This is a genomic window from Solwaraspora sp. WMMD937 (genome assembly GCF_029581175.1).
Lineage (GTDB): Bacteria > Actinomycetota > Actinomycetes > Mycobacteriales > Micromonosporaceae > Micromonospora_E.
The window spans coordinates 3,489,913-3,512,644 of sequence record NZ_CP120738.1 but is presented as its reverse complement, the minus strand read 5'-3'; the positions used below and the strand labels follow the sequence as shown (position 1 = coordinate 3,512,644).

The window sequence follows — 22,732 nt, the reverse complement described above, 5'->3', positions numbered from 1 at the left end:
GGCACCGACCCAGGCCGCGCGGCTTCGGTGCGACGACGCGGCCAGCGGCGACCCCACAGACGTTACTGGCGGGTATCCATCGACATCTGCAATGCCCGCCGGGCCTGCTCGCGCGCTTCGTCGGCGGATTCGGGCTTGGGCTTGCTGGGCATGACGCCACGACCTTCCCACAGGTTGACACCGGATTGCCGACGACGACACTTCCGGGATCACCGGGGCCGCGACCAGGCGGACAAGCAGCGGGCAGGTGTGGCCCGCACCACACCCAAGTTATCGTTCAGGTCCATATCCTGTGCACTGTTCCCAGAATGCGAGAGGATTGTATTTGGCTATGTCGATCACCGCGCGAAGAAGTGCCACCCGACCCACCACCAGAAACCAAAGACCCCGATTCGACCAACCGGTACCCTGCCCACCTCGTACTGCATCACGTACGCGCAGACGTCACCGAACGTCGGAATTCGCGAACCCGACCGCCGGGCGAGCAGCTCCAGCACCCCGAACAGCGCCAGCGCGACGACGAATCCGCCGATCACCGACACCCGAACGGCGCTCATCGCCGCACCAGCACCCAGAACGCGGCCAGCCAGCCGAAGTACGCCGCCGACCGGGCCAGCTGACCGTCCAGCACCGGATCGGCCAGCTTGGAGAAGGTCGGGAAGTCGTCGGTCGAGCCCATCGCGAACGTGGCACCCTCGACGACGGTGAACATCGCGACCGGCACGATCCACCACACCGCACCGTCGCCGAGTCGACGGGGGGTCGGCCGCCGTGGCACCCGGTGCGACAGACCGAACCAGATCAGCGCCCCGCCGGTGCCGATGGCGTACAGGTTCGCCGCCGTCGAGAACGACGGCAACTGCCCGCCCACCAGCGACAGCACGGCAATGACCGGGATCGAGACGACCGGTCGGTCCCAGGCCCGCGGCACCTCCGCGGTGAGCTCAGACGACTGCTCCATCACTCGATTGTCCCTGGTCGGTGACGACGAGTGAAGTGTCTACGCAGGCGGTCGGGCTCGGTTGGCGAGATCCGGCATCCGTGGACGCCGGCCCGCGCCCGGGTCAGCGTCGAGGTCACTCAGCCAAGCTGGGCGCGGATGGCGGCGATGACCTCGTCGGCACTGCCGACGCCGGTGAAGCCGGCGGCGAGCCGATGCCCACCACCGCCGAGCGCCACCGCCACCGCACTCACGTCGACGCCGCCCTTGCTGCGCATCGAGACCGCCCAGCCGGTCTCGGTCACCTGCTTGAGCACGCAGCTCACGTCCGCCTCGACCGTGCACCGGACCGAGTCGATCAACGCCTCAAGCACGTACGGCGGCTGGTCGAAACGTTCCAGATCGGCCAGGGTGGCATAAGTCCAGACAAGACCCTGGCCGCCGGCTGCCGCCGGCTCCAGGACGCTCCGTTGCAGCACCGCGCCGAAGAGCTGGACCGCCCCGAAGGGTCGGCTGTCGAAGACCCGCCGGGAGACCTCGGCCGGGCTGATGCCGGTGGCCAGCAACCGGGCGGCGAACTGGTGCACCGCCGGGGTGGTCATGTCGAACCGGAACGAACCGGTGTCGGTGACCAGCGCAATGTAGAGGCACTCGGCGATGTCGCGGTCCAGCGGTACGCCGAGCCGGCCGAGCAACTGGTCGACCACCACCGAGGTGGCCGCCGCGGTCGGGTCCACGAGATGGATACCCCCGAACCGGGTGTTGGAGGCATGATGGTCGACCACGATCGCCGTCCGGGCCGTCATGCGATCGGCGAGGGTGCCCAGCCGGGACGCGCTCGCGACGTCGAAGCAGAGCGCCAGATCCGGATCGGCCCACGCCTCGTCCGGCTGAACCAGCAGGTGGGAGCCGGGCATTCCGCGCAGGGACGGCGGCAGCTCCTGATTGCCGGGAAACGCGGCCTGCACCGCGCAGCCGCCGAGCCGGGTCAGGCCCAGCCCGAAGCCGAGCATGCTGCCGAGCGCGTCACCGTCGGGATTGACGTGGCACAGCAGCAGGACCCTCCCGCCGGGCGGGACCGCACGGACCGCGGCGACCGCGGCCGCCCACTCGTCCCCGGTCGGCCCGGTCGGCTGGTCGGCGACCGGGCCGACCGGGGACGGAACGCTGATCATCGAGGTCGCCCGTCCGGATGGGGCTGGCCGGACCCGGCTGCCTCGGCGGTCGCCGCGCCCTTCGGGGCCCCCTCCACCGGGTCCTCGTCGTCCGCTGCGTCCTCGTCGTCGTCCGACTCGGCCCGGTAGGGCTGGGCGTCACCGGCGTACTCGGCGTTCGCTGCCAGCCGCTGCACCTCGGCGTCGGCGCTGCGGGCGGCGGCGAGCAGATCGTCGATGTGTTTGGCGTGCTCCTGCACGTTGTCGAGGACGAAGGTGAGCGTCGGTGAGTGGCGCAGCCCGAGCGCCTTGCCGACCGTGCTGCGCAGCAGCCCGTTCGCACTGTCCAACGCCGCCTTGGTGCCGGCCTGGGCGGCGGCGTCACCGAGGACCGTGTAGAAGACCGTCGCGTCGCGCAGATCAGCGGTAATCCGCGCGTCGGTGATGGTGATCATGCCGAGTCTGGGGTCCTTGATCTGGGTACGCACCACCGAAGCCACCAGCTCGCGCACGCGCTCCGCGTGCCTGCGCACCCGCGCCGGGTCCGTCATCTCTACCTCCGCGGTGTCCGGTCAACGTGTCGACCCTACCTGTGCGCCGTACGCCGGACCGGTCGGTGCGCCTGCGTGCCGGGCCGGTCGGTGTCGTAGATCAGTCGTCGGCACCGTAGAGCCGGCGCCGGACGGAGAGCAGCTCGATCTCGGGCCGACCGGCCACCGTCCGTTCACAGTTGTCCAGCACTTCACGTACGTGCGCCGCGTCGGCCGCGACCACGGCCACCGCGATCTCCGCCCGGCCGTGCCGGTCGAGCGCCCCGACCTCGGCGGCGGAGACCTCGAATCGGCGCAGCGCGGCGACGATCGGGCGTACGTAGGAGCGTTTCGCCTTCAGCGACTGGGAGTCGCCCGGCAGCAGCATGTCGAAGGTGGCGGTTCCGGTGAACATCGTCCCGAAGGATACGCGGTGACCGGCGGACTCGGCCGGCACCCGACGCCGGCCGGCAGGCGGCACCCCACGCCGACAGGCGGCCGGCAACCGGTGAGCTGCACCGGTCGCGGCCGCCTGTCGGCGTACTGCGAGTCCTACACCGCGCGGATCAGGTACGTACCTTCTCCCGCATCTCGAAGGTCTCGATGATGTCGCCCACCTGGATGTTGTTGTAGTTCCCCAGGGTCAGACCGCATTCGAAGCCCTCCCGGACCTCGGTCGCGTCGTCCTTGAAGCGCTTGAGCGAGCTGATGGTGACGTTGTCCGCCACCACCGCGCCGTCGCGCAGCAACCGGGCCTTGGCGTTGCGTCGGATGATGCCCGACCGGACCATGCAGCCGGCGATGTTGCCGATCTTGGACGAGCGGAACACGTCGCGGATCTCCGCGCTGCCCAGCTCGACCTCCTCGAACTCCGGCTTGAGCAGGCCCTTGAGCGCCGCGTCGATTTCCTCGATGGCCTGGTAGATGACGGTGTAGTACCGGATCTCCACGCCTTCGCGGTCGGCGATCTCCCGGACCTTGTTGGAGGCCCGGACGTTGAAGCCGATGATCGTCGCCGCCTCGGCGGACGCGCTCGCGAGCATCACGTTGCTCTCGGTGATCGCACCCACACCCCGGTCCAGGATCCGCAGCTGGACCTCGTCCGGGATGTCGAGCTTGAACAGCGCGTCCTCCAACGCCTCGACCGAGCCGGAGACATCGCCCTTGAGGATCAGGTTGAGCGAGGTCTTCTCGCCCTCCTTGATCTGCTCCATGAGCGTCTCCAGGGTGGCCCGGCCGCGCGAGTTGGCGAAGCTCGCCGCCCGCCGTCGGGCCTGCCGCTGCTCGGCGATCTGCCGCACCGTCCGGTCGTCCTGCGCGGCGAGGAAGGTGTCGCCGGCGCTGGGAACCGCAGTGAGGCCGAGCACCAGCACCGGTCGGGCCGGGCCCGCCTCGGCGACCTGCTTGCCGTTCTCGTCGAGCATGGCCCGGACCCGGCCATGCGCGCCGCCCGCCACGATCGAGTCGCCGGTACGCAGGGTGCCCTTCTGCACCAGTACGGTCGCCACCGCACCCCGGCCCTTGTCCAGGTGCGCCTCGATCGCGATGCCCTGCGCCGGGCCGTCGACCGGAGCGGTGAGCTCGAGCGCCGCGTCGGCGGTCAGCAGCACCGCCTCCAGCAGTTGATCGATGCCGGTGCCGGGCTTGGCCGCCACGTTGACGAACATGGTCTCGCCGCCGTACTCCTCGGCGACCAGACCGTACTCGGTCAACTGCTGGCGAACCTTGTCCGGGTTGGCCTCCGGCTTGTCGATCTTGTTGACCGCGACCACGATCGGCACGTCGGCCGCCTTGGCGTGGTTCAGCGCCTCGATGGTCTGCGGCATGACTCCATCGTCGGCCGCGACCACCAGCACCACGATGTCGGTGACCTGCGCACCACGGGCACGCATGGCGGTGAACGCCTCGTGACCCGGGGTGTCGATGAAGGTCAACGCGCGGTCCACCCCGTCGTGCGGCACGTGCACCTGGTAGGCACCGATGTGCTGGGTGATGCCGCCGGCCTCGCCCTCGACCAGGTTGGTCTGCCGGATCGCGTCGAGCAGCTTGGTCTTACCGTGGTCGACGTGACCCATGACGGTCACCACCGGCGGGCGAGTGACCAGCCGGTCGGAGTCCACCTCGGCGTCGAGGTCGATGTTGAACTGCGCGAGCAGTTCGCGGTCCTCATCCTCCGGGCTGACGATCTGTACGTTGAACCCGAGGTGCTCACCCAGCAACTGCAACGTCTCGTCCGAGCAGGACTGGGTGGCGGTGACCATCTCGCCCAGGTTGAACATCTCCTGGACCAGCGACCCCGGATTGGCGTTGATCTTGTCAGCGAAGTCCGACAGCGACGCCCCACGCGACAGCCGTACCGCCTGGCCCTGGCCGCGCGGCGCGCCGGAACTCATCGTCGGCGCGGAGAGGTTGTCGAATTCCTGTCTGCGCTGCTTCTTGGACTTGCGGCCCCTGGTCGGGCGCCCACCCGGCCGCCCGAAGGCACCTGCGGTGCCGCCACCACGGCCACGGCCGCCACCACCGGGCCGACCCCCGCCGCCGGCAGGGGCACCACCACGGAAGCCGCCGCCGCCACCGGGACCGCCACGGTAACCACCGCCACCGCCGCCGCCGGGACCGCCACGGTAACCGCCGCCACCGCCGCCACCGGGACCGCCACGGTAACCGCCGCCACCGCCGCCGCCACCACGGCCGCCGCCACCGGGACCACCGGGGCGACCTGCGCCGCCGGGACCACCCGGGCGACCCGGGCGTTGCGACGGCATCGAGGCCGGACTCGGCCGCGGTGGCATCGAGGCCGGACTCGGCCGCGGTGGCATCGACGCCGGGTTGGGCCGCTGCCCGCCACCGGCGGCGGGTCGTTGCCCGCCACCCTGGCTGATGCCGAACGGATTGTTGCCGCCCCGCGCCGGCGGGCGGGCACCCGGCCGACCAGGTGCCCCAGGCGACGGCGCACCGGGCGTCGCCGGCCGACCACCGGCCGAGCGACCGGCTGCCGGGCTACCCGGACGCGGCGGCACCGACCCCGGCCCAGGCTTGGGTCGGGGACCGCCGTCCGCCGGGGGCTCCCGCCGGCCGGTGTCCCGCTGCTTCGCCGCCTGCTGAGCGGCCTTGACGTTGGCCTCCTGCTCGGCCTTGAGCGCTGCCGCCCGCGCTTCGGCGGCGGCCACCTCGATGTCGTGCGCACTCGCTGGCTTGGCCACCGGGGCCGCCGACGGCGGCGGACCGGGCACCGGACCCTTGGGGCGCATCGACGACGGCGCCGCCGGCCGGCGCGGTGGCGCCGGCTTGGCGGAGACTCTCGGCTCGGTGCTGTTCGTCGGCGACGCGGCCGGTCGGGCCGGTGCCGACGGTGACGACGACTGGGACGCCGCCGCGAACGCACCACGGAGGCGCCGGGCGACGGGGGCTTCCACCGTGCTCGACGCGGATTTCACGAACTCGCCCATCTCCTTGAGCTTGGCGAGAACGGTCTTGCTTTCGACCCCGAGCTCCTTGGCGAGCTCGTGTACGCGGGCCTTGCCTGCCACTGCACTCCTCACTCCGAGGTCGTGCGGGCAGCACCCGCAGCGACCTCACTCGTGCACTAGAAGCCTGCTCATTGCTGGGACTTCATCGTGTGCTCATGTCGGTCGTCCTACCTTGCTGTGCGACCCTCGTCCGGCCGGATGACCGGACGTAGCGGTTGACGTGCTGATGTACTCGGCCAGCTCGCCGGTGTCGACGACACCGGACACTCGCAGCGCCCGCCCGAAGGCGCGACGCCGCTGCGCCAGCTCCAGACATGCCGGATCGGGATGCAGGTGCGCACCCCGCCCCGGCAGACCACGGATCGGATCAGGTCGCAGGCGCGACACGTCCTCGCCTCCAACTACGACAACCCGTAGCAGCTCGTGAACCGGTGCACGTCGTCGGCAGCCCACACAGGTGCGCACCGGCAACGCACGTCGTACCACGAGAAAAGTCTACCCCGACGCGCCAGAGACCGCGCCGCCCGGTTCCGGGGCCGGATCCCGACCGGCGGAACCGGCCTCGGTGTCCGGCCGGATGTCGATCCGCCAGCCGGTCAGTCGGGCAGCAAGCCGGGCATTCTGCCCTTCCCTGCCGATGGCCAGCGAGAGCTGGAAGTCCGGCACCGTCACCCGGGCGGTACGGGTGGCCGCGTCGACCACCTCGACCCGCAACGCCTTCGCCGGCGACAGCGCGTTGCCCACGAAGGCGGCCGGGTCGTCGGACCAGTCGATGATGTCGATCTTCTCGCCGTGCAGTTCGCTCATCACCGCCCGCACCCGCTGGCCCATTGGACCGATGCAGGCGCCCTTGGCGTTGACCCCGGAAGCGGTCGACCGTACCGCGATCTTGGTCCGGTGGCCCGCTTCCCGGGCGATCGCCGCGATCTCCACGGTGCCGTCGGCGATCTCCGGGACCTCCAGCGCGAACAGCCGCTTGACCAGATTGGGGTGGGACCGGGAAAGGGTGATCTGCGGCCCTCGGAACCCCTTGGCCACGTGCACCACCACGCACCGGATCCGCTGGCCGTGCGGGTAGGTCTCGCCCGGCACCTGCTCAGCGGCCGGCAGCACCGCTTCCAGCTTGCCCAGGTCGACGGTGACGATCCCCTTCTCGGTACGGGCCTCATGGGCCTGGATCACTCCGGTGACGAGGTCACCGTCGCGCCCGGCGTACTCCCCGAAGTGAACTTCGTCGGTCGCTTCCCGCAGCCGCTGCAGAATCACCTGTTTGGCGGTCATCGCGGCGATCCGCCCGAAATCATGCGGTGTGTCGTCCCACTCGCGCAGCACCGTGCCCTCGGCGTCGAGATCCTGGGCGTAGACCAGCGCCATCCCGCTGCGCCGGTCGATCTCGACCCGGGCATGGGTCTGTGCACCCTCGGTGTGCCGGTATGCGGTCAGCAACGCGGCCTCGATCGCCGCGAGAATCGTGTCGAACGGGATCTCCCGCTCGCGCTCCAGTGCGCGCAGCGCCGCGAGGTCGATGTTCACCTCTCCTCGTCCTCCACTTCGTCGTCGTCGGACGGGTCGTCGACATCCGCCGGGTCGTCGTCGACGACCTCGTCGAGGCGGTTGAACTCCACCTGGACCCGCCCGGGGCCGAGGTCGTCGTAGGGCCACCGTTGGACGCCACCATCGACGTCCAACTGCACCGATTCGTCGTCAGCGGTGACGATCCGGCCGGTCACCGGGCGCTGGGCCGCAGTCACCCGCACCAGCCGGCCGGCGTTGCGGCGCCAGTGCCGGGGCAACCGCAGCGGTCGGTCCACGCCGGGCGAGCTGACCTCGAGCTGGTACTCGCCGACGATCAGGTCCGCACCGGCCACCGACTCGGCCTCGTCCAGGGCAGCCGAGACCGCACGGGACACCTCGGCCACCGAGTCGAGCCCGACACCGCCGTCGGCGTCGACGATCACCCGGACCAGGTGTCGACGACCCACCCGGGAGACCGAGACGTCCTCCAGATCGAAGCCGGCCGCTCGGACCACCGGCTCGACGATCGCCCGCAACCGGTCGCGCCGGGCCGCAGCTGCGGCCTGGGGCCGTTGGGCGCCGTCCGGACGGGGCCGTGGGGTGGCGGCCCGGTGGGCGCGGGAACCGGGTGACCTGCCACCGGCACGGTCACGCTGTGTCATCTCCGCACCCTTCCACCGTTATCTTCTTCGTTGGCCGCTCGAGTTCGTTGGCCGCTCGAGGCGACACCAGCAGTGCCGTCGGATGTTACTCCGACGCGACTGGGCAGAGCGTAACGCGCGGCCGAGGCGATCGACCCCCCGGCGCACCGAGGGAAATTGGACACCCGACCGCAAGCCGACACGGGTAGCCACCGGGACAGCGACGACCACACAGAGTCGCTCCTGCAGAACTTTCCGGATAGGTTCTCGCGGACCGATCCCCGGGAGGCGCGGACCGATTGCGGCGCCGATGGTGTTGACTGGTCCGGTGTTCGCGAACCAACCAGGCCGGCGGGCGATCGGCAGCACCGCGCATCCGGCCACTTCTGCGGCCGGCCGCTGCAGCCGACGCGGAGTGATCCGGGGTGCCGTCGGTGCCGCGGTCGCCGTCGCCGTCCCGGCCGGGCTCGCCGGATGCGGCCTGCTCGGCGGTGAGCCGGAGCCCGCACCGGAGCCGGATCCACTCGCCGGACTACTCGCCGCCACGCTGGACCTGGTGGCGCGGTACGACGCCGCGATGACCACGACAGCCGAGCTCGGCCCGCTGCTGGCCCCGATCGTCGCCACCCACCGGACGCACGCCGAGGAGCTCAGCCGGCTGACCGGGATCGCCCTACCGGCCCCGACGACGACCGCCGACCCGGGCGGCCAGCCCAGCGCCCCGAGCTCCGCCGTACCCTCGGGCACGGCCACACCGGGGACCGGCACCTCGGCCCCGCCAGTCGACCCTGCCGCCGCGCTCACCGCGTTGCGGTCCGCAGAGGAGGCCGCCGCGGCCGAGGCCGCCGCGGCGTGCCACACCGCGGCAGCCGACCGGGCCGCGCTACTGGGCTCGATCGCCGCAGCCCGCGCCTGCCACCTCGAGGTGCTCCGCTAAGCGTGGACCACCGGATTGCAAGGAGCACCGACCGTGACTGACGGATGGGAGCAGGCGCTCGCCGCCGAGTACGCGGCGATCTTTGCCTACGGAGTCCTCGGGGTCCAGCTCGACGGCGATGCCGCTGCCCGGGCCCGGGACGCCGAGGCCGCCCACCGGGACCGGCGCGACCAGCTGATCCTGCGGATCGGTGCCGCCGCGCCGCCGGTCGAACCGGCCTATCAGCTGCCGTTCCCGGTCACCGATGCGACCAGCGCCCTGCGGCTGGCCGCCGAGGTGGAGGAGCGGGTCGCTGCCGTCTGGCGGGCGATGCTGCCGGTCACCTCGGGCACGGACCGCGAGGCGGCGCTCACCGTCCTGATCGAGTACGCGGTCCGCGCGACCCGCTGGCGACAGGCGGCCGGCGTCACACCGGCTGTGCCGACCTGGCCGGGCCGGCCCGGCTGAACGCGACCTGGCCGGGCCGTCCCCGACGCAAGCGCGACCTGGCCGGGCCGTCCCCGACGCAAGCGTGACCGGAACTGCGATTCATGATCCCGGTTGCCGCCCACCTACCCGGTATGCATACTCAGCTGGCATGTCGATCCGCCACGGACTGCTCGCGCTGCTCGACCGGGGCCCGACGCACGGGTACCAGCTCCGGGCGGCCTTCGAGGAGGCCACCGGTGGGGCGTGGCCGCTCAACATCGGACAGGTGTACACCACGCTCGCCAGGCTGGAACGCGACGGGCTGGTGCGTGCGTTGGCGGGCAACGCGGCCGGGCAGCGACCGTTCGCCATCACCGCCGCCGGCCGGGCCGCGCTGGCCACCTGGTTCAGCAGCCCGGTCGGCCGCGTCGGTCAAGGCCGTGACGAACTGACGGTGAAGATCGCTCTCGCGCTGAGCACGCCAGGGGCGGACGTCCGCGGGGTGGTCGCGGCGCAACGGGCGGCAGCCCTGGACGCGGTACGGGAGCTGACCCGCGCCAGAGCGAGGTCGGTCGACGTCGACCGCGTCGGCCAGCTGGTGCTCGACGCGATGCTGTTCCGGGCTGAGGCGGAGATCCGCTGGCTCGACCACTGTGAGACCAGTCTGCTGGGCCCTGGTCCGGTCAGGGCAGGGTGAGGATCTCGAAGCCGTCCTCGGTGACCACGATCGTGTGCTCGAACTGGGCGGTCCACCGGCGGTCCTTGGTGACCACCGTCCAGCCGTCCCGCCACATGTCGTACTCGTGCGTGCCGAGCGTGATCATCGGCTCGACGGTGAACGTCATCCCCGGTTCCATCACGTCCGTGGGTCGTGGACTGTCGTAGTGCGGAACGTACAGCCCGCTGTGGAACGCCTCGCCGATGCCGTGGCCGGTGAAGTCGCGTACCACGCCGTAGCCGAACCGCCGGGCGTAGGACTCGATCACCCGGCCGATCACGTTGATCTGCCGTCCCGGGGCCACCGCCCGGATGCCCCGCATCATCGCCTCATGGGTCCGCTCGACCAGCAGCTGGGCCTCCTGCGAAACCTCGCCGACGCAGAAGGTCGCGTCGGTGTCGCCGTGCACCCCGCCGATGTAGGCGGTCACGTCGACGTTGACGATGTCGCCGTCGGCCAGCACCGTGGAGTCGGGGATGCCATGGCAGACGACCTCGTTGAGGCTGGTGCAGCAGGATTTGGGGAACCCCTTGTAGCCCAGGGTCGACGGGTAGGCGCCGTTGTCACAGAGGTAGTCGTGCACCACCGCGTCGATCTCGTCGGTGGTCACCCCCGGTTTGCAGTGCTCACCGGCGAGCTGTACGGCCCGGGCGGCGAGCCGACCCGCCACCCGCATCCGCTCGATCGTCTCCGGGGGCTGGACGTGCGAGCCGCGCCAGGGCGCGGGCTGCTTGCGTCCGACGTACTCCGGACGGGTGATGTGCGCCGGCACCGGCCGCCACGGCGAGATCTTTCCAGGGGTCAGCGGAGCGCGGACGGAGGTCATGCGTCCAGCCTAGCGCCGTCGGTGCCGACCCGACCGGCCGGCGACCGAGCCACCGCGAACACGCTGAGCGACCGACCGTTTACCGCCGAATCTTGCTGGATCCACACGGTTGTGCCATCTTTACGTTCGTGGATCAGCAGGATCCGGAGCAGCTCTTCTCCGCCACCAGTGACCTGGACGGTGACCACCTGACCGTCACTGTCAACGGCGAGGTGGACATGGGTACCGCCGAGCACATGTACCAGGCCGCGATCCACGGGGACGCCGGAAAGGTGACCCTCGATCTGCGTACGGTCTCGTTCTTCGATTCGGCGGCCATCCACGCGCTGCTCCAGCTCACCGACCGCTACCCACAGGCGCTGACGGTGCTGCCGTCCCGGCAGGTCCGCCGGGTCCTGGAGATCTCCGGCCTCGGCGGGCAGCCGTGGCTGGCCGCCGAGGCGACCCCGGCCGGCAGCCCGACCCGGGTGGTCAGACCGGATCCGGTCGGGGAGCCAGTCGACGACGCAACGTGACCTCGCTGCCCTGCCCGTCCCGGTCGATCCGCAGTTCGGCCAAGGCGGCGATCAACGCCAGTCCCCGACCGCGGAACCCGGTGTCGGAGGCCGCCCGCCAACCGCCGCTGTCCCGCACGCTTGCGACCAGGTCGTCCCCGTCGATACCGACCTCGAGCCAGATGTCCGGCTGTGCGGGGGTGACCGGATGCTCGATCGCATTGGCCGCCGCCTCGGAGATCGCCACGGTCAGGTCGAACTGGTCAGTGTCGCCGATCCGGTGTGCGGCAAAGAAGTCCGCCAGCCGTCGACGCAGCAGCGCCAGTGCCCGCGCCTGCGCCGGCAGCCGCATCCTGAGGCGGTCCAGGTCGGTCGCCTCCAGCACCAGCACCGCGACGTCGTCACGACGGGGCCGGCGGGCTACCCGGCGCAGCAGCCGGTCGGCGAGCTCCTCGACGTGGTCACCGCCGGCTCTGGCGTCGGCCCGGACCTGGTCCAGACCGGCGTCGATGCCCACGGTGCGGTCCTCGATCAGCCCGTCCGTGTAGCAGATCAGTCGGCTGCCGACGTCGAGCCGGTCGGTCGACGTGTCGTAGCGGCTGCCCCGGATCGCCCCGATCGGTGGGCCGAGCGCCCGGTCGTGCAGCAGCTCCACCGTTGCGCCGTCGGCCACCACCGGTGGCGGATGGCCAGCGCTGGCGTAGCGCAGCACACCGCTCGACGGTTCGAACCACAGACAGACCACGGTGGCGAGGGAGCGCCGGCCCATCGTCGTGACCAGCCGGTTCAGCCGGGTGAGGGCGTCACCGGGCGAGAACCCCTCCAGCAGGTACGCCCGCAGCGCATTGCGCAGCTGACCCATGGTGGCCGCCGCGTTCACACCCTTGCCGACCACGTCGCCGATCACCAGGACCAGCCTGCCTCCGCCGACCTCCACCACGTCGTACCAGTCACCGCCGACCTCTGCCTCGGCGTTGCCGGGCAGGTAGCGGCTGGCGATCAGCGCGCCGGGCACCCGGGGCAGCGTCTGGGGCAGCAGGCTGTGCTGCAGGGTGCTGGCGATGCGGTGTTCCGCCTCGTACAGCCGGGCGTTGCCCAGCCGCAGCCCGACCATCCGGGCGAATTCCGCCAGCGCCGCCTCGTCGGGGTCCGGGGCGGCGCCGGCGCCGTCGAAGGGCCAGACCGACAACTCGCCCAGCCGTTCCCCGTCGGCACCGATGAACGGGGTGACCGTCGCCGGGTCGGCACAGGGCTGGCCGCCACCGTCCGCCTCGTAGCGGGCACCCGGGGCGGTGGCGACCACCTTCGACGCCCGGACCAGCTGCTGAACGTGCTCGACCGCGACCCGCAGCACCTCGCTGGTGGTCTGCGCGGTGTTGACCGCGACGGCTGCGTCGGCGAGCGCCCGCAGCTGGTGGATGATCCGGCCGCGCAGCTGACCCAGTTCGACGTTGGCCCGCACCCTGGCGACGAGTTCCTGCGCCGCGAACGGCTTGACCAGGTAGTCGTCGGCACCGGCGGACAGGCCCTGCACGGCGGCCTCAGGCCCGGCCCGGGCGGAGAGCACGACGATCGGCACATGCCGGGTCCGCCGGTCCGCACGCAACGCCGTGACCAGGCCGAAACCGTCCAGTTCCGGCATCATCACGTCGGTCAGGATCAAATCGAAGGGGGTACGGGTGGCGAGGGCCAGCGCCGCGGCACCGTCGGCCGCGGCGACCACCTGCCAGTGCGGTGCCAGCAACCGGGTCACGTGGTCCCGCAGGTCTGCGTTGTCGTCGGCCACCAGGACCCGTCCGACGGGCTGGTCGACCCGTGGTTGCTCGATCACCTCCCGCGCCGGCCCGACGCTCCACCGCTGCGTCTCGGCCAGGTACAGCTGCCTCGTGTCGCCGACCTCGTCGCGCCCGGCTGGGCGTTCAGAGTCCTGGCCGGCTGGCGGGGTCGGCCCGGTTCCGACCGGGATCTCGACGGTGAAGACACTGCCCTGACCGGGTTCGCTGCGGACCGTGACGGTCCCGCCGTGCAGTTGGACGAGTTCACGGACCAGCGCCAGCCCGATCCCGGTGCCTTCGTGGCTGCGGGCCCGGGTGCCGGCTACCCGATGAAACCGTTCGAACAGGTGCGGCAGGTCAGCGGCGGGAATACCGACCCCGGTGTCGGCGACGGTGAGCTCGACCGACGTGTCGAGCGCCCGCAACTGCACGGTGATGGTGCCGTCGAAGGTGAACTTCACCGCGTTGGACAGCAGGTTCAGGACGATCTTCTCCCACAGATCCGGGTCCACCTGCACGGTCCCGGACAGCGGCGGGCAATGCACGACCAGGTCCAGCCCGGCCCGCTGGGCAGCCGACCGGAACGTGCTGGCCAACCGGTTCGTCAAGTCGGCCAGGTCGACCGGCTGCAGCGCCGCCCGCGCCCGACCGGATTCCAGCCGGGAGAAATCCAGCACGGTGTTGACCAGCTTGAGCAGGCGCAGGGCGTTGCGGTGCATCATCTCGGCCCGCTCGCGGTGTGCCGCCGGCAGGTCCGCATCGGCGAGCTGGTCCTCGATCGGGCCGAGCAGCAACGTCAGCGGGGTCCGGAACTCGTGACTGACGTTGGCGAAGAAGTCCGTCTTGGCCTGGTCGATCACGGCGAGTTCGGCGGCCCGGGCCCGCTCGTGCAGATAGGCCCGCTGGCTGGTCACCGCACTGGAGATCTGGGTGGTGAGCAGGTCGAAGAAGTCGCGGTAGTCACTGGTGAACGGCAGGTGCCGGCTGCGGCCGAGGACGAGGGCACCGACCGGTTCGGTCGCCGCGCTGATCGGCAGGACGAGCACCTCCGGCGCCGCCGTGTCCGGTGGTACGGCGACGAAGTCCGCCACCCGGGCGGTCTGCGCGGTACCGCTGTGCAAGGCGTCCAGCAGCGCGGACGGGGCATCGCCCGGGCTCGGCTGCGTCGGCGCGGTGACGGTCTGCGCCGCGACGCCGGTGCAGCCGGCCAGCCGTGCGGAGTCCGCGTCCGATCCGAGGTAGAGCAGAGCGAACGGGATGTCGCCGCGGCAGGTGTCGAGCACCTCCAGTACGCCACGGCGCAGGTCGGCCTGGCTCTGCAGGTCGGACAACCGGCTGCCCAGCCCCGCCAGGGTACGGATCCGGCGCTCGCCGAGCACCCGCCCGGTGGTCTCGCTGACGATGCAGAAGACACCCCCTACGCTGCCGTCCTCGATCCACAGCGGGTCGTAGGAGACGTCGAAGTAGGTCTGCTCGAGGAAGCCGTGCCGTTCGAGCAGGAACGGATGGTCGGTGCCACGGTAGGCAGCCCCGCTCTCGACCACCCCGGCGAACAGCGGCTCCAGCACGTCCCACAGCTCCGACCAGTGCTCGGCGGCGGGTTCACCCAGGGCGGCCGGATGCTTCGCGCCGATGGTGGGCAGGTAGGCGTCGTTGTAGAAGGCACGCAGCTGCGGCCCCCAGTAGAGCACGATCTGGGCCTGCGACGAGAGCATCATGCCGACCGCCTGGCACAGACTGGCCGGCCAACTGTCCAGCGCGCCGAGTGGGCTGCGGCTCCAGTCACGCTCCCGGATCAGCCGGTTGGTCTCGCCAGCCCGGTCGAGGGCGGCGGCGAGCAAGGCGGGGACGGCCGGTCGCGGAACCGGCACCGTCGGGGCGCCGACCGGCCGCTCACCCTCTGTCATCGCTGGCCACCCTCGCTCATCGAACCCGTCACCCGGCCCCCGCCACCGCGTCCATTCGCGGAGTCCCGCAACGTCCGCCGGCCGGGGCGGGCCCGGTCGTGCGGCGTGGGTCGCCTCCTACCCCGGCGCCGCGTGAACGTAACGTGTGGTCGACTGGGCGGTCAGGAAAGGCGGGCAGATCGTCGATGCTGGCCGCGTTGCGACGCCGTGCAACCGGGCGCGACCAGGGGCGGACCGACGAAGGCGCGGAACGTCACCGTGTTACGGCCGTTGCCCAGCAGATGTGCCACAGTTTCGACACCGCCGCCGTGGTGGTCGAGGTACCCGACCTGGTGCTCACCGAACACCGCGGACGCGCCCCGCATCCCCTCGGGCGACACGTTGACGTGCCCGTCCCCGCCGGAGGGCGCGGTGGCCACGAAGAACATCGGTTGAGCTTCGATGAATTCGCGCAGCCGACCGTCGATCCCGACGTGCAGTCTGCCCATGCCACCAGTCGTCGCACGTCGGAACCGGCCGTTGACGTGGCGTGTGCTCGAGGCGATAGCGCACCGCCGATGGCTGGAGGCGGTCCGGCGCGGTCTGTCACCGGACCGCCCGGCCGGGACGTCATGCCGGGTACGGGCGCCGAACCGGCGCCGGCGGACATAGCCAGCGGCACCGGAGAGGGCGGTCACCGTGGCAGGTGAGATGAGGCGACTGCTGGAACAGGAGCTGGCCGCGCGGCCGGCCCCACCAATCGGGGATCTGGTCGCCGAGTCGGTGCGCCTGGGGCGGCGGCGCCGCCGCAACCGCCGGGCCGTCGGCGTCGGTATCGCCGCCGCCCTGGCGACGGGTGCCGTACTGCTGGTTCCGACGTTGGTGGGGGTCGGGCTGCCGGTGCCGGGCGGTGGACCGCCCGACGTCGGTGTGCCGGGCGTCGGTCAGCCGGCGGCACCGGCCGGATCGGTCACCCCCGACGCGAAATCGGCCGAGGCGACGAGCATCGCCCCTGTGCCGCCGGCCCCCGGCGAGCCGACGGTCCGGTCGGGATGTGACGTCAACGGCGGCACGGCCACGGTCACCGCGCTGCCGGCCGCGCCCACCGAGGTGGCCAACTGTCCGGTCGCCGTGTGGGACCTCGACATCCCGCCGGTCGCCATCGGCGACACCGCACCGGTCACCGCAGAGGGTGCGCTGGAACTGCTCACCCGGCTGCTGCCGGCCGGCCGAATCAGCGGGTACGCCAAGGGCGACCCGGCCGGGTCGGCTGGCGTGGCCGTGCAGCTCCAGCTGGACCGGGGCGACGGACCCTTGCTGATCCGGTTCTCGGTGTCGGCCGACCAGTTGCCGGACGACGCGCTGGCGGCGGGCTGCGCCGCCAGCCAGATCTGCTATCCACTGGCCGATGGCGGCACGGTGATTTTCGATGATGTCTCCGACGCCTGCCTCGGTGGCCGCTCGGTGCGGTACCACCGAACCGACGGCACCCTGATCCGGCTGGATCTGGACCGATGCCGCGGTGGCCCGGCCCGGAGCACTCCGCTACCGACGGCTTTGACCGGCCAGGAGGCCCTCGCCGTCGTCCTCGATCCACGCTGGGGTGGCCGGCTGTCAGCGGATTTGGTACGCGAAGGCGGCGCCAGATTCGGCGAACTGCCCGTCGCCGGCACCCGCTGACCTGCCGACCCCGTCGCCCGCACTACTGTTGACCGATGGCCCGTCTGTCGCCAGGTGACCACCGTCCAGAGCGGGACCGTGACCCAGCGGGTCGGCCACGCAACGCCCGGCCGCGCGACGAGCTGGGTCGGCCGTTGCCGCCGGGCGCGTCGGGCGTACCGACCATGCCCGACGACCTGGCACTCACCCCGCACGAGGCGCTCGACGAGGCGCAGCGGCTGCTCGACGCCGGCCGGCCGTTCCACGCCCACGAGGTGCTGGAGTCGGCCTGGAAGGCGGCGCCGCCGGTGGAGCGTGAGTTCTGGCGCGGGCTGGCGCAGTTGGCGGTCGGGCTCACCCACGCGCGGCGGGGCAACCTGGCCGGCGCGGCGCGGCTGCTGGCCAGGTCCGCGGATCGGATCGCACCGTACGCCGGGCAGCGGCCGTACGGCGTACCCGTGCCGGATCTGGTGCGGTTCGGCCGGGACACGGCCGACCGGCTCGCCCACGACGCGGCCGTCGACCTCACGGTCCGGTTGCGGGTCGGTCCGGGCCACCCGACAACCGCTCGGTGATCTCCCCGGCCGGCACCGGGCGGCCGAAATGCCAGCCCTGGGCCTGGTCGCAGCCGAGGGCCACCAACCGGTCCGCCTGTTCACCGGTCTCCACCGCCTCGGCGGTGACCGTCAGGTTGAGCGCGTGTGCCAGCCGGACCAGCGCGTCGACGATTCGCTCGTCGCGGTCGCCCTCCGGACCGGCCACCCGCATCCCTTCCACGAAGGGGCCGGCGAGTTTGAGCACGTGGATCGGCATCCGCCGCAGGTAGGCGAGGTTGGAGTAGCCGGTACCGAAGTCGTCGATGGCCAACCGCACACCGAGCCCGGCCAGCCTGCGCAGCGCCGGCAGCGGCTCGCCGCCGGTGGCCATCACCGCGCTCTCGGTCAGCTCCAGCTGCAGCAGCTCCGGTGGCAGACCGGTCCGGGTGAGTACCCCGGCCACCTCCCCGACGAGCTGCGGATCACTGACCTGGCGGGCGGAGATGTTGACGCTGACCACGATCGGCGCCTGCGGGTGCTCGGCCCGCCATCGGCTCGCCTGCCGGCACGCCTGTTCCAGCACCCACCGGCCGAGCCGGACGATCAGCCCGGTCTCCTCGGCGAGGGTGACGAACCGGTCCGGCCCGAGCCGGCCGAGCTGCGGATGCTGCCAACGGACCAGCGCCTCGACGGCGGACACCGTCCGGTCGGACAGTCGGGTGATCGGCTGGTACTCGACGACGAACTCGCCACGGTCCAGCGCGGCCGGCAGCGCGGCGGCGAGCGCCGAGCGGGTGACGTCACGCGCGCCGCGTACCGGGTCGAAGACCGCCCACCGGCCCCGCCCGTCGGCCTTGGCCCAGTACAGCGTCGTATCGGCGGCCTTCATCACCTCGGTGGGGGTCGTGCCGGCCGTCGACGACGCCACGACGCCGATGCTCGCCGACACGGTCAGCTGGTGCCCCTCGACCTGGACCGGAGCGGCCAGCGCGGCCAGGGCGGCCTGGGCGACACCGACCAGTTGCGGCGTACCGGTGCAGCGGGTCACCAGGATCACGAACTCGTCGCCGCCCATCCGGGCGACCAGGTGCCCGGAGTCGGCGGTGCTGTCGGCGAGCCGCCGCGCCACCACGGCGAGCAGTTGGTCGCCGACGTCGTGGCCGAGCCCGTCGTTGATCGACTTGAAGCCGTCGAGATCCAGGAAGCAGACGCCGACCTGACCGGCCGGGTCGGCCAGCGCCAGGGCGAGCCGGTCGAAGAAGAGCACCCGGTTGGGCAGCCCGGTCAGCGGGTCGTGCTCGGCCTGGAAACGCAACCGCTCCTGCAGCTCGTAGCGGTCGGTGATGTCCTCGACCATCGCGACGGTGAACCGGGGTCGGCCGTCGTCGTGGCGGATCAGCGACACCGCGAGGTCCGTCCAGATCGGTGCGCCGTCCTTGCGGTAGTAGCGCTTCTCCACCCGGGCGCGGTCGTGCTTGCCCTCGATAAGTTCAAGATAGAACTGGTACATGCCGGGCGCGTCGTCCGGATGGAACAGCTGCCCGACGTTGATTTCCCGCAGTTCCGCGATGGTGTAGCCGAGCATGTCGGCGAACGCCTGATTGACGTCGATGATTCGCCCGTCGAGGTCGGCCAGCCCGATGCCGATCGCCGCGCCGGTGAAGACCGCCCGGAACCGCACTTCGCTGTCCCGCAGCGCCTGCTCGGCCGCGTCCCGGGCGGACCAGGCCGCCTGCCGGATGCTGGACTGCTGTGCGAAGGTCCGGTTGCGCAATGCCCGGGCGTACTCCTCGGCGAGCCCGCCCTGCAGGTGGCTGATCCGTTCCCGGGCCGGTGCCGACGTCGCCAGCTGCGGCAGCACCAGCGGCAGGAAGCCCTGGCCGAGGGCCTGGACGATCCAGCCCAGCACGGCCGGTTCGGTCAGGTGGCCCTCCACCAGCCAGCGCCCGACGTCCCGGCCGGCCTGGCCGTCGAACGTCCCGGCCAGCACCGCCGCGGCCAGCCGCAGAGTGTGCCCGTGCAGGATGTCGGCGGTCTCGGCGTGGCTCAACGGCAGATAGCCGAGCCCGGCGGCGGCGGTCGCCCAGTCCCGGGCGAAGCGTCGCGCGCCCTCGGGATCGGCACCGCCATCGCCCGTCGCGGACGTCGCCATGGTCAGACCGCGGCGGCGTCCAGGCGGGCGACGCCGCCGAAGGCGCCGAACCGCTCCGGGTGTGCGTCCAGTTCGGCGTCCGGGTCCGGCCGCCACAGTGGCAGATGGACCACTCCCGGGTCGACGATGGTGAAGTCACCGAACATCGCGGTCACCTCGGCTCGCGAGCGCAGCGTGATCTCGGTATCGGTCCGGGCCGACAACCGCTGCGCGGCCAGCACTTCCGGCGGCTGGTCCTCGTAGGTGGCGTGGGAGATCACCAGGTAGCTGCCGACCGCAGCCGCCGACCGCAGCCGCCGCAGGATGCCCTGCGGATCGTCGGCGTCGGGCACGAAGTGCGCCACCCCGGCGAGCAGGATGCCGACCGGCCGGGCGAAGTCGATCAGGCCGGTCGCGGCGGCCTGGGCGCAGATCGCCTCCGGTTCGCGCAGATCGGCCTGCAGGACGGCGGCCCGGCCCACTTCAGCCAGGATGCTCCGACTGTGCGCCACGGCCACCGGGTCGATGTCCACGTAGACCACGGTGGCCGCCGGGTTGACCGCGTGGGCCACCTCGTGGACGTTGCCCACCGTCGGGATTCCGGAGCCGATGTCCAGGAACTGGTCGACGCCGTCGGCGAGCAGCGTCCGCACGGCGCGGCGTAGGAACGCCCGACCGGCCCGCATGGTCTCCGCCAGGTGCGGCGTCATCGCGGCGATCTGCTCGGCGAGTTGACGGTCGACCTCGAAGTTGTGGGCCCCGCCGAGGAAGAAGTCGTAGACCCGGGCGGCGCTGGGACGACTCAGGTCGACTCCGGCCGGGACTCCACTGGCCTGCTCCGCCATCCTGCCTCCAGCTCGTTCGCGACGTCCACGTCGGCCCAGGCGTGACGGGCGGGTCGGCACGGGCACCAGCCGTCCGCACCGGGCGCCGGCCAATGCTAACGCCGCGACGGTGGAATGTGCACCGTTGGCAGGTTCACGACATTGCCCTCATCCGGCCCGAGATCCGCCCACCGAATCGACACCGTCTCAGCTGGCCGACTCGAGCAGCAGCGAGATACCCTGCCCGACCCCGATGCACATCGTGCAGAGCGCCCGGTCTGCGTCGCGGGCCCCCAGCTCCAGCGCTGCGGTCAGGGCCAGCCGCGCCCCGCTGGCCCCGAGCGGGTGCCCGAGGGCGATCGCCCCACCGTTCGGGTTGACATGCTCCGCGTCGGCCGGCAAACCGAGCTCCCGCAGTACCGCCACCGCTTGCGCGGCGAACGCCTCGTTGAGCTCCACGACATCCACTTCGGACATTTTGACACCCTGTCGACCGAGCAACCGACGGGTGGCCGGTACCGGCCCGATGCCCATCACCCGGGGCTCGACGCCGGCGGTGGCGGCGCCGGCCACCCGGGCCAGCGGGGTGAGACCGTACCGCCGGACGGCCGCGTCACTGGCCACCAGCAGCGCGACCGCGCCGTCGTTGACCCCGGAGGAGTTGCCGGCGGTCACCGTGCCGCCGGAGCGGAACGGCGTCGGCAGGGCGGCCAGCTTCTCCAGCGACGTCTGGCGGGGGTGTTCGTCGACCGAAACGGTCAGCGTGCCCTTACGGCCCTGCGGCACCTCGATCGGCACGATCTCGGTGGCCAACCGGCCGCTCGCCTGGGCCTGGGCGGCCCGCTGCTGGGACCGCAGCGCGAAGGCGTCCTGCGCGGCCCGGTCCACGCCGTACTCGGCGGCCACGTTCTCCGCCGTCTCCGGCATCGAGTCGGTGCCCCAGCCGGCCTGCATCAGCGGGTTGACCAGCCGCCAGCCGATGGTGGTGTCGTGGATCTCCGCGGTGCGCGCGTACGGCGTGGCTGCCTTCGGCAGCACGAACGGCGCCCGGCTCATGCTCTCCACCCCGCCGGCGACGACCAGGTCCGCCTCGCCGGCGACCACCGAGCGGGCGGCGATCGCCACCGCGTCCAGCCCGGAACCGCAGAGCCGGTTCACCGTGGTGCCGCTGGTCCGGGTCGGCAGGCCGGCCAGCAGCGCCGCCATCCGGGCCACGTTGCGGTTGTCCTCGCCGGCCTGGTTGGCGCAGCCGAGCACCACGTCGTCGACGGCGTCCCAGTCGACCGAGGGGTGCCGGGCGACGAGTTCGCGGATCACGTGGGCGGCCAGGTCGTCCGGACGCACCGGGGCGAGCGCCCCGGCGTAGCGGCCGAACGGAGTACGCACCCCGGCGACGAGATAGGCGACGGGCATCTCGGTCCTCCTCGGAAGGGCGGAAGGGTCAGGGCCGGCCGGCCTGGGCGGGCGGTCGCTGCCCCCGCTTGGCCGCCTGGATCTGCTCGTAGACGTGCCCGCGCAGTTGGGTGAAGCGCGGCTCGGCGCGGGTGTGCAGCTGGTCTCGGCCGTCCGGCAGGTCGATCCGCAGGCTCTCCTGCACCACGGTCGGCGACGAGGACAGGATCAGCACCCGCTGCCCCAGATACACCGCCTCGTCGATGTCGTGGGTGACGAACAGGATGGTCACCCCGAGCCGCTGCCACAGCTGGCGGATCAGGTCCTCCAGGTCCGCGCGGGTCTGGGCGTCGACCGCCGCGAACGGCTCGTCCATCAACAGCACGTCCGGCTGGTACGCGACCGCGCGGGCGATCGCCACCCGCTGCTGCATGCCGCCGGACAGCTGCCACGGATAGGCGTTGTGGGTGTCGGCCAGACCGACGGCGGCCAGCGCCTCGGCGACCAGTTCCCGGCGCTTGCTCCGGGCGATGCGCTTCTGCCGCAGCGGCAGCTCGACGTTGTCCCGCACGCTCATCCACGGGAACAGGCTGCGCCCGTACTCCTGGAAGACGACCGCCATGCCGGGCGGCGGCCCGGTGATCGGCCTGCCGTGCAGCCGGACCTCGCCGGAGCTCGGCGGCAGCAGCCCGGCCATGCACTTGAGCAGGGTGGTCTTGCCGCAGCCGGAGGGGCCGACCAGGCAGACCAGGTCGCCGTCGTCGATGGTGAAGGTGAGGTCGCGCACCGCCTCGACCTGGCGCTGCCGCCCGTCGTAGACCTTGCGCAGGCCCTGGACATCGAGCATGGGCTCGTTACCTCTCTATCGTTTCCGGCGCGGCCGCCGGTGCGACCGC

The 22,732-nt window shown here is 71.9% G+C and carries 22 protein-coding genes; 6 read left to right on the top strand and 16 right to left on the bottom strand.

The features are described 5' to 3' along the window. Positions 1 to 338: 338 nt before the first annotated feature. From O7621_RS15385 to rimP, 9 genes are all read right to left on the bottom strand, one after another. Positions 339 to 557: a DUF6186 family protein gene (locus O7621_RS15385; protein ID WP_282229915.1), complete on the bottom strand. Its 219-nt coding sequence runs from the start codon at positions 555 to 557 to the stop codon at positions 339 to 341. After that, a complete protein-coding gene (locus tag O7621_RS15380) occupies positions 554 to 961 on the bottom strand; it encodes a hypothetical protein (RefSeq protein WP_282229914.1) in 408 nt (135 codons plus the stop codon). Before O7621_RS15380 ends, O7621_RS15385 begins: the two co-directional genes overlap by 4 nt. A gap of 119 nt (positions 962 to 1,080) precedes the next feature. Then, complete coding sequence (locus O7621_RS15375; RefSeq protein WP_282229913.1) at positions 1,081 to 2,115, bottom strand: bifunctional oligoribonuclease/PAP phosphatase NrnA; 1,035 nt, start codon at positions 2,113 to 2,115, stop codon at positions 1,081 to 1,083. Further along, positions 2,112 to 2,645, bottom strand: coding sequence for a 30S ribosome-binding factor RbfA (gene rbfA / locus O7621_RS15370; protein ID WP_282229912.1), 534 nt, complete (start codon positions 2,643 to 2,645; stop codon positions 2,112 to 2,114). Before rbfA ends, O7621_RS15375 begins: the two co-directional genes overlap by 4 nt. Before the next feature lie 100 nt (positions 2,646 to 2,745). After that, positions 2,746 to 3,039, bottom strand: coding sequence for a DUF503 domain-containing protein (locus tag O7621_RS15365; protein ID WP_278167956.1), 294 nt, complete (start codon positions 3,037 to 3,039; stop codon positions 2,746 to 2,748). Positions 3,040 to 3,190: 151 nt separating this feature from the next. Next, entirely contained in the window at positions 3,191 to 6,154 is a 2,964-nt protein-coding gene (infB, locus tag O7621_RS15360) for a translation initiation factor IF-2 (RefSeq protein ID WP_282229911.1), read from the bottom strand. Positions 6,155 to 6,247: 93 nt separating this feature from the next. Beyond that, complete coding sequence (locus O7621_RS15355) at positions 6,248 to 6,547, bottom strand: YlxR family protein (protein WP_278174420.1); 300 nt, start codon at positions 6,545 to 6,547, stop codon at positions 6,248 to 6,250. A gap of 42 nt (positions 6,548 to 6,589) precedes the next feature. Beyond that, positions 6,590 to 7,627: a transcription termination factor NusA gene (gene nusA / locus O7621_RS15350; RefSeq protein ID WP_282229910.1), complete on the bottom strand. Its 1,038-nt coding sequence runs from the start codon at positions 7,625 to 7,627 to the stop codon at positions 6,590 to 6,592. Continuing rightward, complete coding sequence (gene rimP / locus O7621_RS15345; RefSeq protein WP_282229909.1) at positions 7,624 to 8,271, bottom strand: ribosome maturation factor RimP; 648 nt, start codon at positions 8,269 to 8,271, stop codon at positions 7,624 to 7,626. The genes nusA and rimP overlap by 4 nt, the downstream gene beginning before the upstream one ends. Before the next feature lie 307 nt (positions 8,272 to 8,578). Here rimP and O7621_RS15340 point away from each other — a divergent pair, with 307 nt between their 5' ends. From O7621_RS15340 to O7621_RS15330, 3 genes are all read left to right on the top strand, one after another. Beyond that, the gene (locus O7621_RS15340; protein ID WP_282229908.1) at positions 8,579 to 9,187 is read left to right on the top strand and encodes a hypothetical protein; all 609 of its coding nucleotides are present in this window, start codon (positions 8,579 to 8,581) and stop codon (positions 9,185 to 9,187) included. 33 nt (positions 9,188 to 9,220) lie between these two features. Next, a complete protein-coding gene (locus O7621_RS15335; RefSeq protein WP_282229907.1) occupies positions 9,221 to 9,634 on the top strand; it encodes a ferritin-like domain-containing protein in 414 nt (137 codons plus the stop codon). A gap of 130 nt (positions 9,635 to 9,764) precedes the next feature. Then, a complete protein-coding gene (locus O7621_RS15330) occupies positions 9,765 to 10,292 on the top strand; it encodes a PadR family transcriptional regulator (protein WP_282229906.1) in 528 nt (175 codons plus the stop codon). On the opposite strand, the gene map is transcribed toward O7621_RS15330, so the two are convergent. Then, positions 10,279 to 11,139: a type I methionyl aminopeptidase gene (map, locus tag O7621_RS15325; RefSeq protein WP_282229905.1), complete on the bottom strand. Its 861-nt coding sequence runs from the start codon at positions 11,137 to 11,139 to the stop codon at positions 10,279 to 10,281. The two genes, O7621_RS15330 and map, sit on opposite strands and share 14 nt — an antisense overlap. 128 nt (positions 11,140 to 11,267) lie before the next feature. On the opposite strand from map, the gene O7621_RS15320 reads away from it, so the two are divergent. After that, positions 11,268 to 11,654 (top strand): STAS domain-containing protein, encoded by a 387-nt coding sequence (locus O7621_RS15320; protein ID WP_282229904.1) that lies wholly within the window; start codon positions 11,268 to 11,270, stop codon positions 11,652 to 11,654. On the opposite strand, the gene O7621_RS15315 is transcribed toward O7621_RS15320, so the two are convergent. After that, positions 11,611 to 15,315, bottom strand: a complete 3,705-nt coding sequence (locus O7621_RS15315; RefSeq protein WP_282229903.1) for a SpoIIE family protein phosphatase — start codon at positions 15,313 to 15,315, stop codon at positions 11,611 to 11,613. The two genes, O7621_RS15320 and O7621_RS15315, sit on opposite strands and share 44 nt — an antisense overlap. A gap of 161 nt (positions 15,316 to 15,476) precedes the next feature. Next, positions 15,477 to 15,803, bottom strand: a complete 327-nt coding sequence (locus O7621_RS15310; protein ID WP_282229902.1) for a pyridoxamine 5'-phosphate oxidase family protein — start codon at positions 15,801 to 15,803, stop codon at positions 15,477 to 15,479. A gap of 202 nt (positions 15,804 to 16,005) precedes the next feature. Here O7621_RS15310 and O7621_RS15305 point away from each other — a divergent pair, with 202 nt between their 5' ends. Then, positions 16,006 to 16,974 (top strand): hypothetical protein, encoded by a 969-nt coding sequence (locus O7621_RS15305; protein WP_282229901.1) that lies wholly within the window; start codon positions 16,006 to 16,008, stop codon positions 16,972 to 16,974. Between the two features lie 35 nt (positions 16,975 to 17,009). Further along, entirely contained in the window at positions 17,010 to 17,528 is a 519-nt protein-coding gene (locus O7621_RS15300; RefSeq protein ID WP_282229900.1) for a DUF309 domain-containing protein, read from the top strand. On the opposite strand, the gene O7621_RS15295 is transcribed toward O7621_RS15300, so the two are convergent. The 4 genes from O7621_RS15295 to O7621_RS15280 all read right to left on the bottom strand — a co-directional run bounded on the left by O7621_RS15295 (position 17,479) and on the right by O7621_RS15280 (position 22,683). After that, entirely contained in the window at positions 17,479 to 19,641 is a 2,163-nt protein-coding gene (locus tag O7621_RS15295) for an EAL domain-containing protein (protein ID WP_282229899.1), read from the bottom strand. The two genes, O7621_RS15300 and O7621_RS15295, sit on opposite strands and share 50 nt — an antisense overlap. Before the next feature lie 2 nt (positions 19,642 to 19,643). Then, entirely contained in the window at positions 19,644 to 20,465 is an 822-nt protein-coding gene (locus O7621_RS15290; RefSeq protein WP_282229898.1) for an SAM-dependent methyltransferase, read from the bottom strand. Between the two features lie 186 nt (positions 20,466 to 20,651). Next, entirely contained in the window at positions 20,652 to 21,857 is a 1,206-nt protein-coding gene (gene pcaF / locus O7621_RS15285) for a 3-oxoadipyl-CoA thiolase (protein WP_282229897.1), read from the bottom strand. A 28-nt stretch (positions 21,858 to 21,885) separates the two neighbouring features. Further along, the gene (locus O7621_RS15280) at positions 21,886 to 22,683 is read right to left on the bottom strand and encodes an ABC transporter ATP-binding protein (RefSeq protein WP_282229896.1); all 798 of its coding nucleotides are present in this window, start codon (positions 22,681 to 22,683) and stop codon (positions 21,886 to 21,888) included. Between the last annotated feature and the right edge of the window lie 49 nt (positions 22,684 to 22,732).

Coding starts and splice junctions, on each gene's coding strand:
- O7621_RS15385 (WP_282229915.1), bottom strand. CDS start 557: ATGAGCGCCGTTCGGGTGTCGGTGATCGGCGGATTCGTCGTCGCGCTG.
- O7621_RS15380 (WP_282229914.1), bottom strand. CDS start 961: ATGGAGCAGTCGTCTGAGCTCACCGCGGAGGTGCCGCGGGCCTGGGAC.
- O7621_RS15375 (WP_282229913.1), bottom strand. CDS start 2,115: ATGATCAGCGTTCCGTCCCCGGTCGGCCCGGTCGCCGACCAGCCGACC.
- rbfA (WP_282229912.1), bottom strand. CDS start 2,645: ATGACGGACCCGGCGCGGGTGCGCAGGCACGCGGAGCGCGTGCGCGAG.
- O7621_RS15365 (WP_278167956.1), bottom strand. CDS start 3,039: ATGTTCACCGGAACCGCCACCTTCGACATGCTGCTGCCGGGCGACTCC.
- rimP (WP_282229909.1), bottom strand. CDS start 8,271: ATGACACAGCGTGACCGTGCCGGTGGCAGGTCACCCGGTTCCCGCGCC.
- O7621_RS15330 (WP_282229906.1), top strand. CDS start 9,765: ATGTCGATCCGCCACGGACTGCTCGCGCTGCTCGACCGGGGCCCGACG.
- map (WP_282229905.1), bottom strand. CDS start 11,139: ATGACCTCCGTCCGCGCTCCGCTGACCCCTGGAAAGATCTCGCCGTGG.
- O7621_RS15315 (WP_282229903.1), bottom strand. CDS start 15,315: ATGACAGAGGGTGAGCGGCCGGTCGGCGCCCCGACGGTGCCGGTTCCG.
- O7621_RS15310 (WP_282229902.1), bottom strand. CDS start 15,803: ATGGGCAGACTGCACGTCGGGATCGACGGTCGGCTGCGCGAATTCATC.
- O7621_RS15305 (WP_282229901.1), top strand. CDS start 16,006: ATGAGGCGACTGCTGGAACAGGAGCTGGCCGCGCGGCCGGCCCCACCA.
- O7621_RS15300 (WP_282229900.1), top strand. CDS start 17,010: ATGGCCCGTCTGTCGCCAGGTGACCACCGTCCAGAGCGGGACCGTGAC.
- O7621_RS15295 (WP_282229899.1), bottom strand. CDS start 19,641: ATGGCGACGTCCGCGACGGGCGATGGCGGTGCCGATCCCGAGGGCGCG.
- O7621_RS15290 (WP_282229898.1), bottom strand. CDS start 20,465: ATGGCGGAGCAGGCCAGTGGAGTCCCGGCCGGAGTCGACCTGAGTCGT.
- pcaF (WP_282229897.1), bottom strand. CDS start 21,857: ATGCCCGTCGCCTATCTCGTCGCCGGGGTGCGTACTCCGTTCGGCCGC.
- O7621_RS15280 (WP_282229896.1), bottom strand. CDS start 22,683: ATGCTCGATGTCCAGGGCCTGCGCAAGGTCTACGACGGGCGGCAGCGC.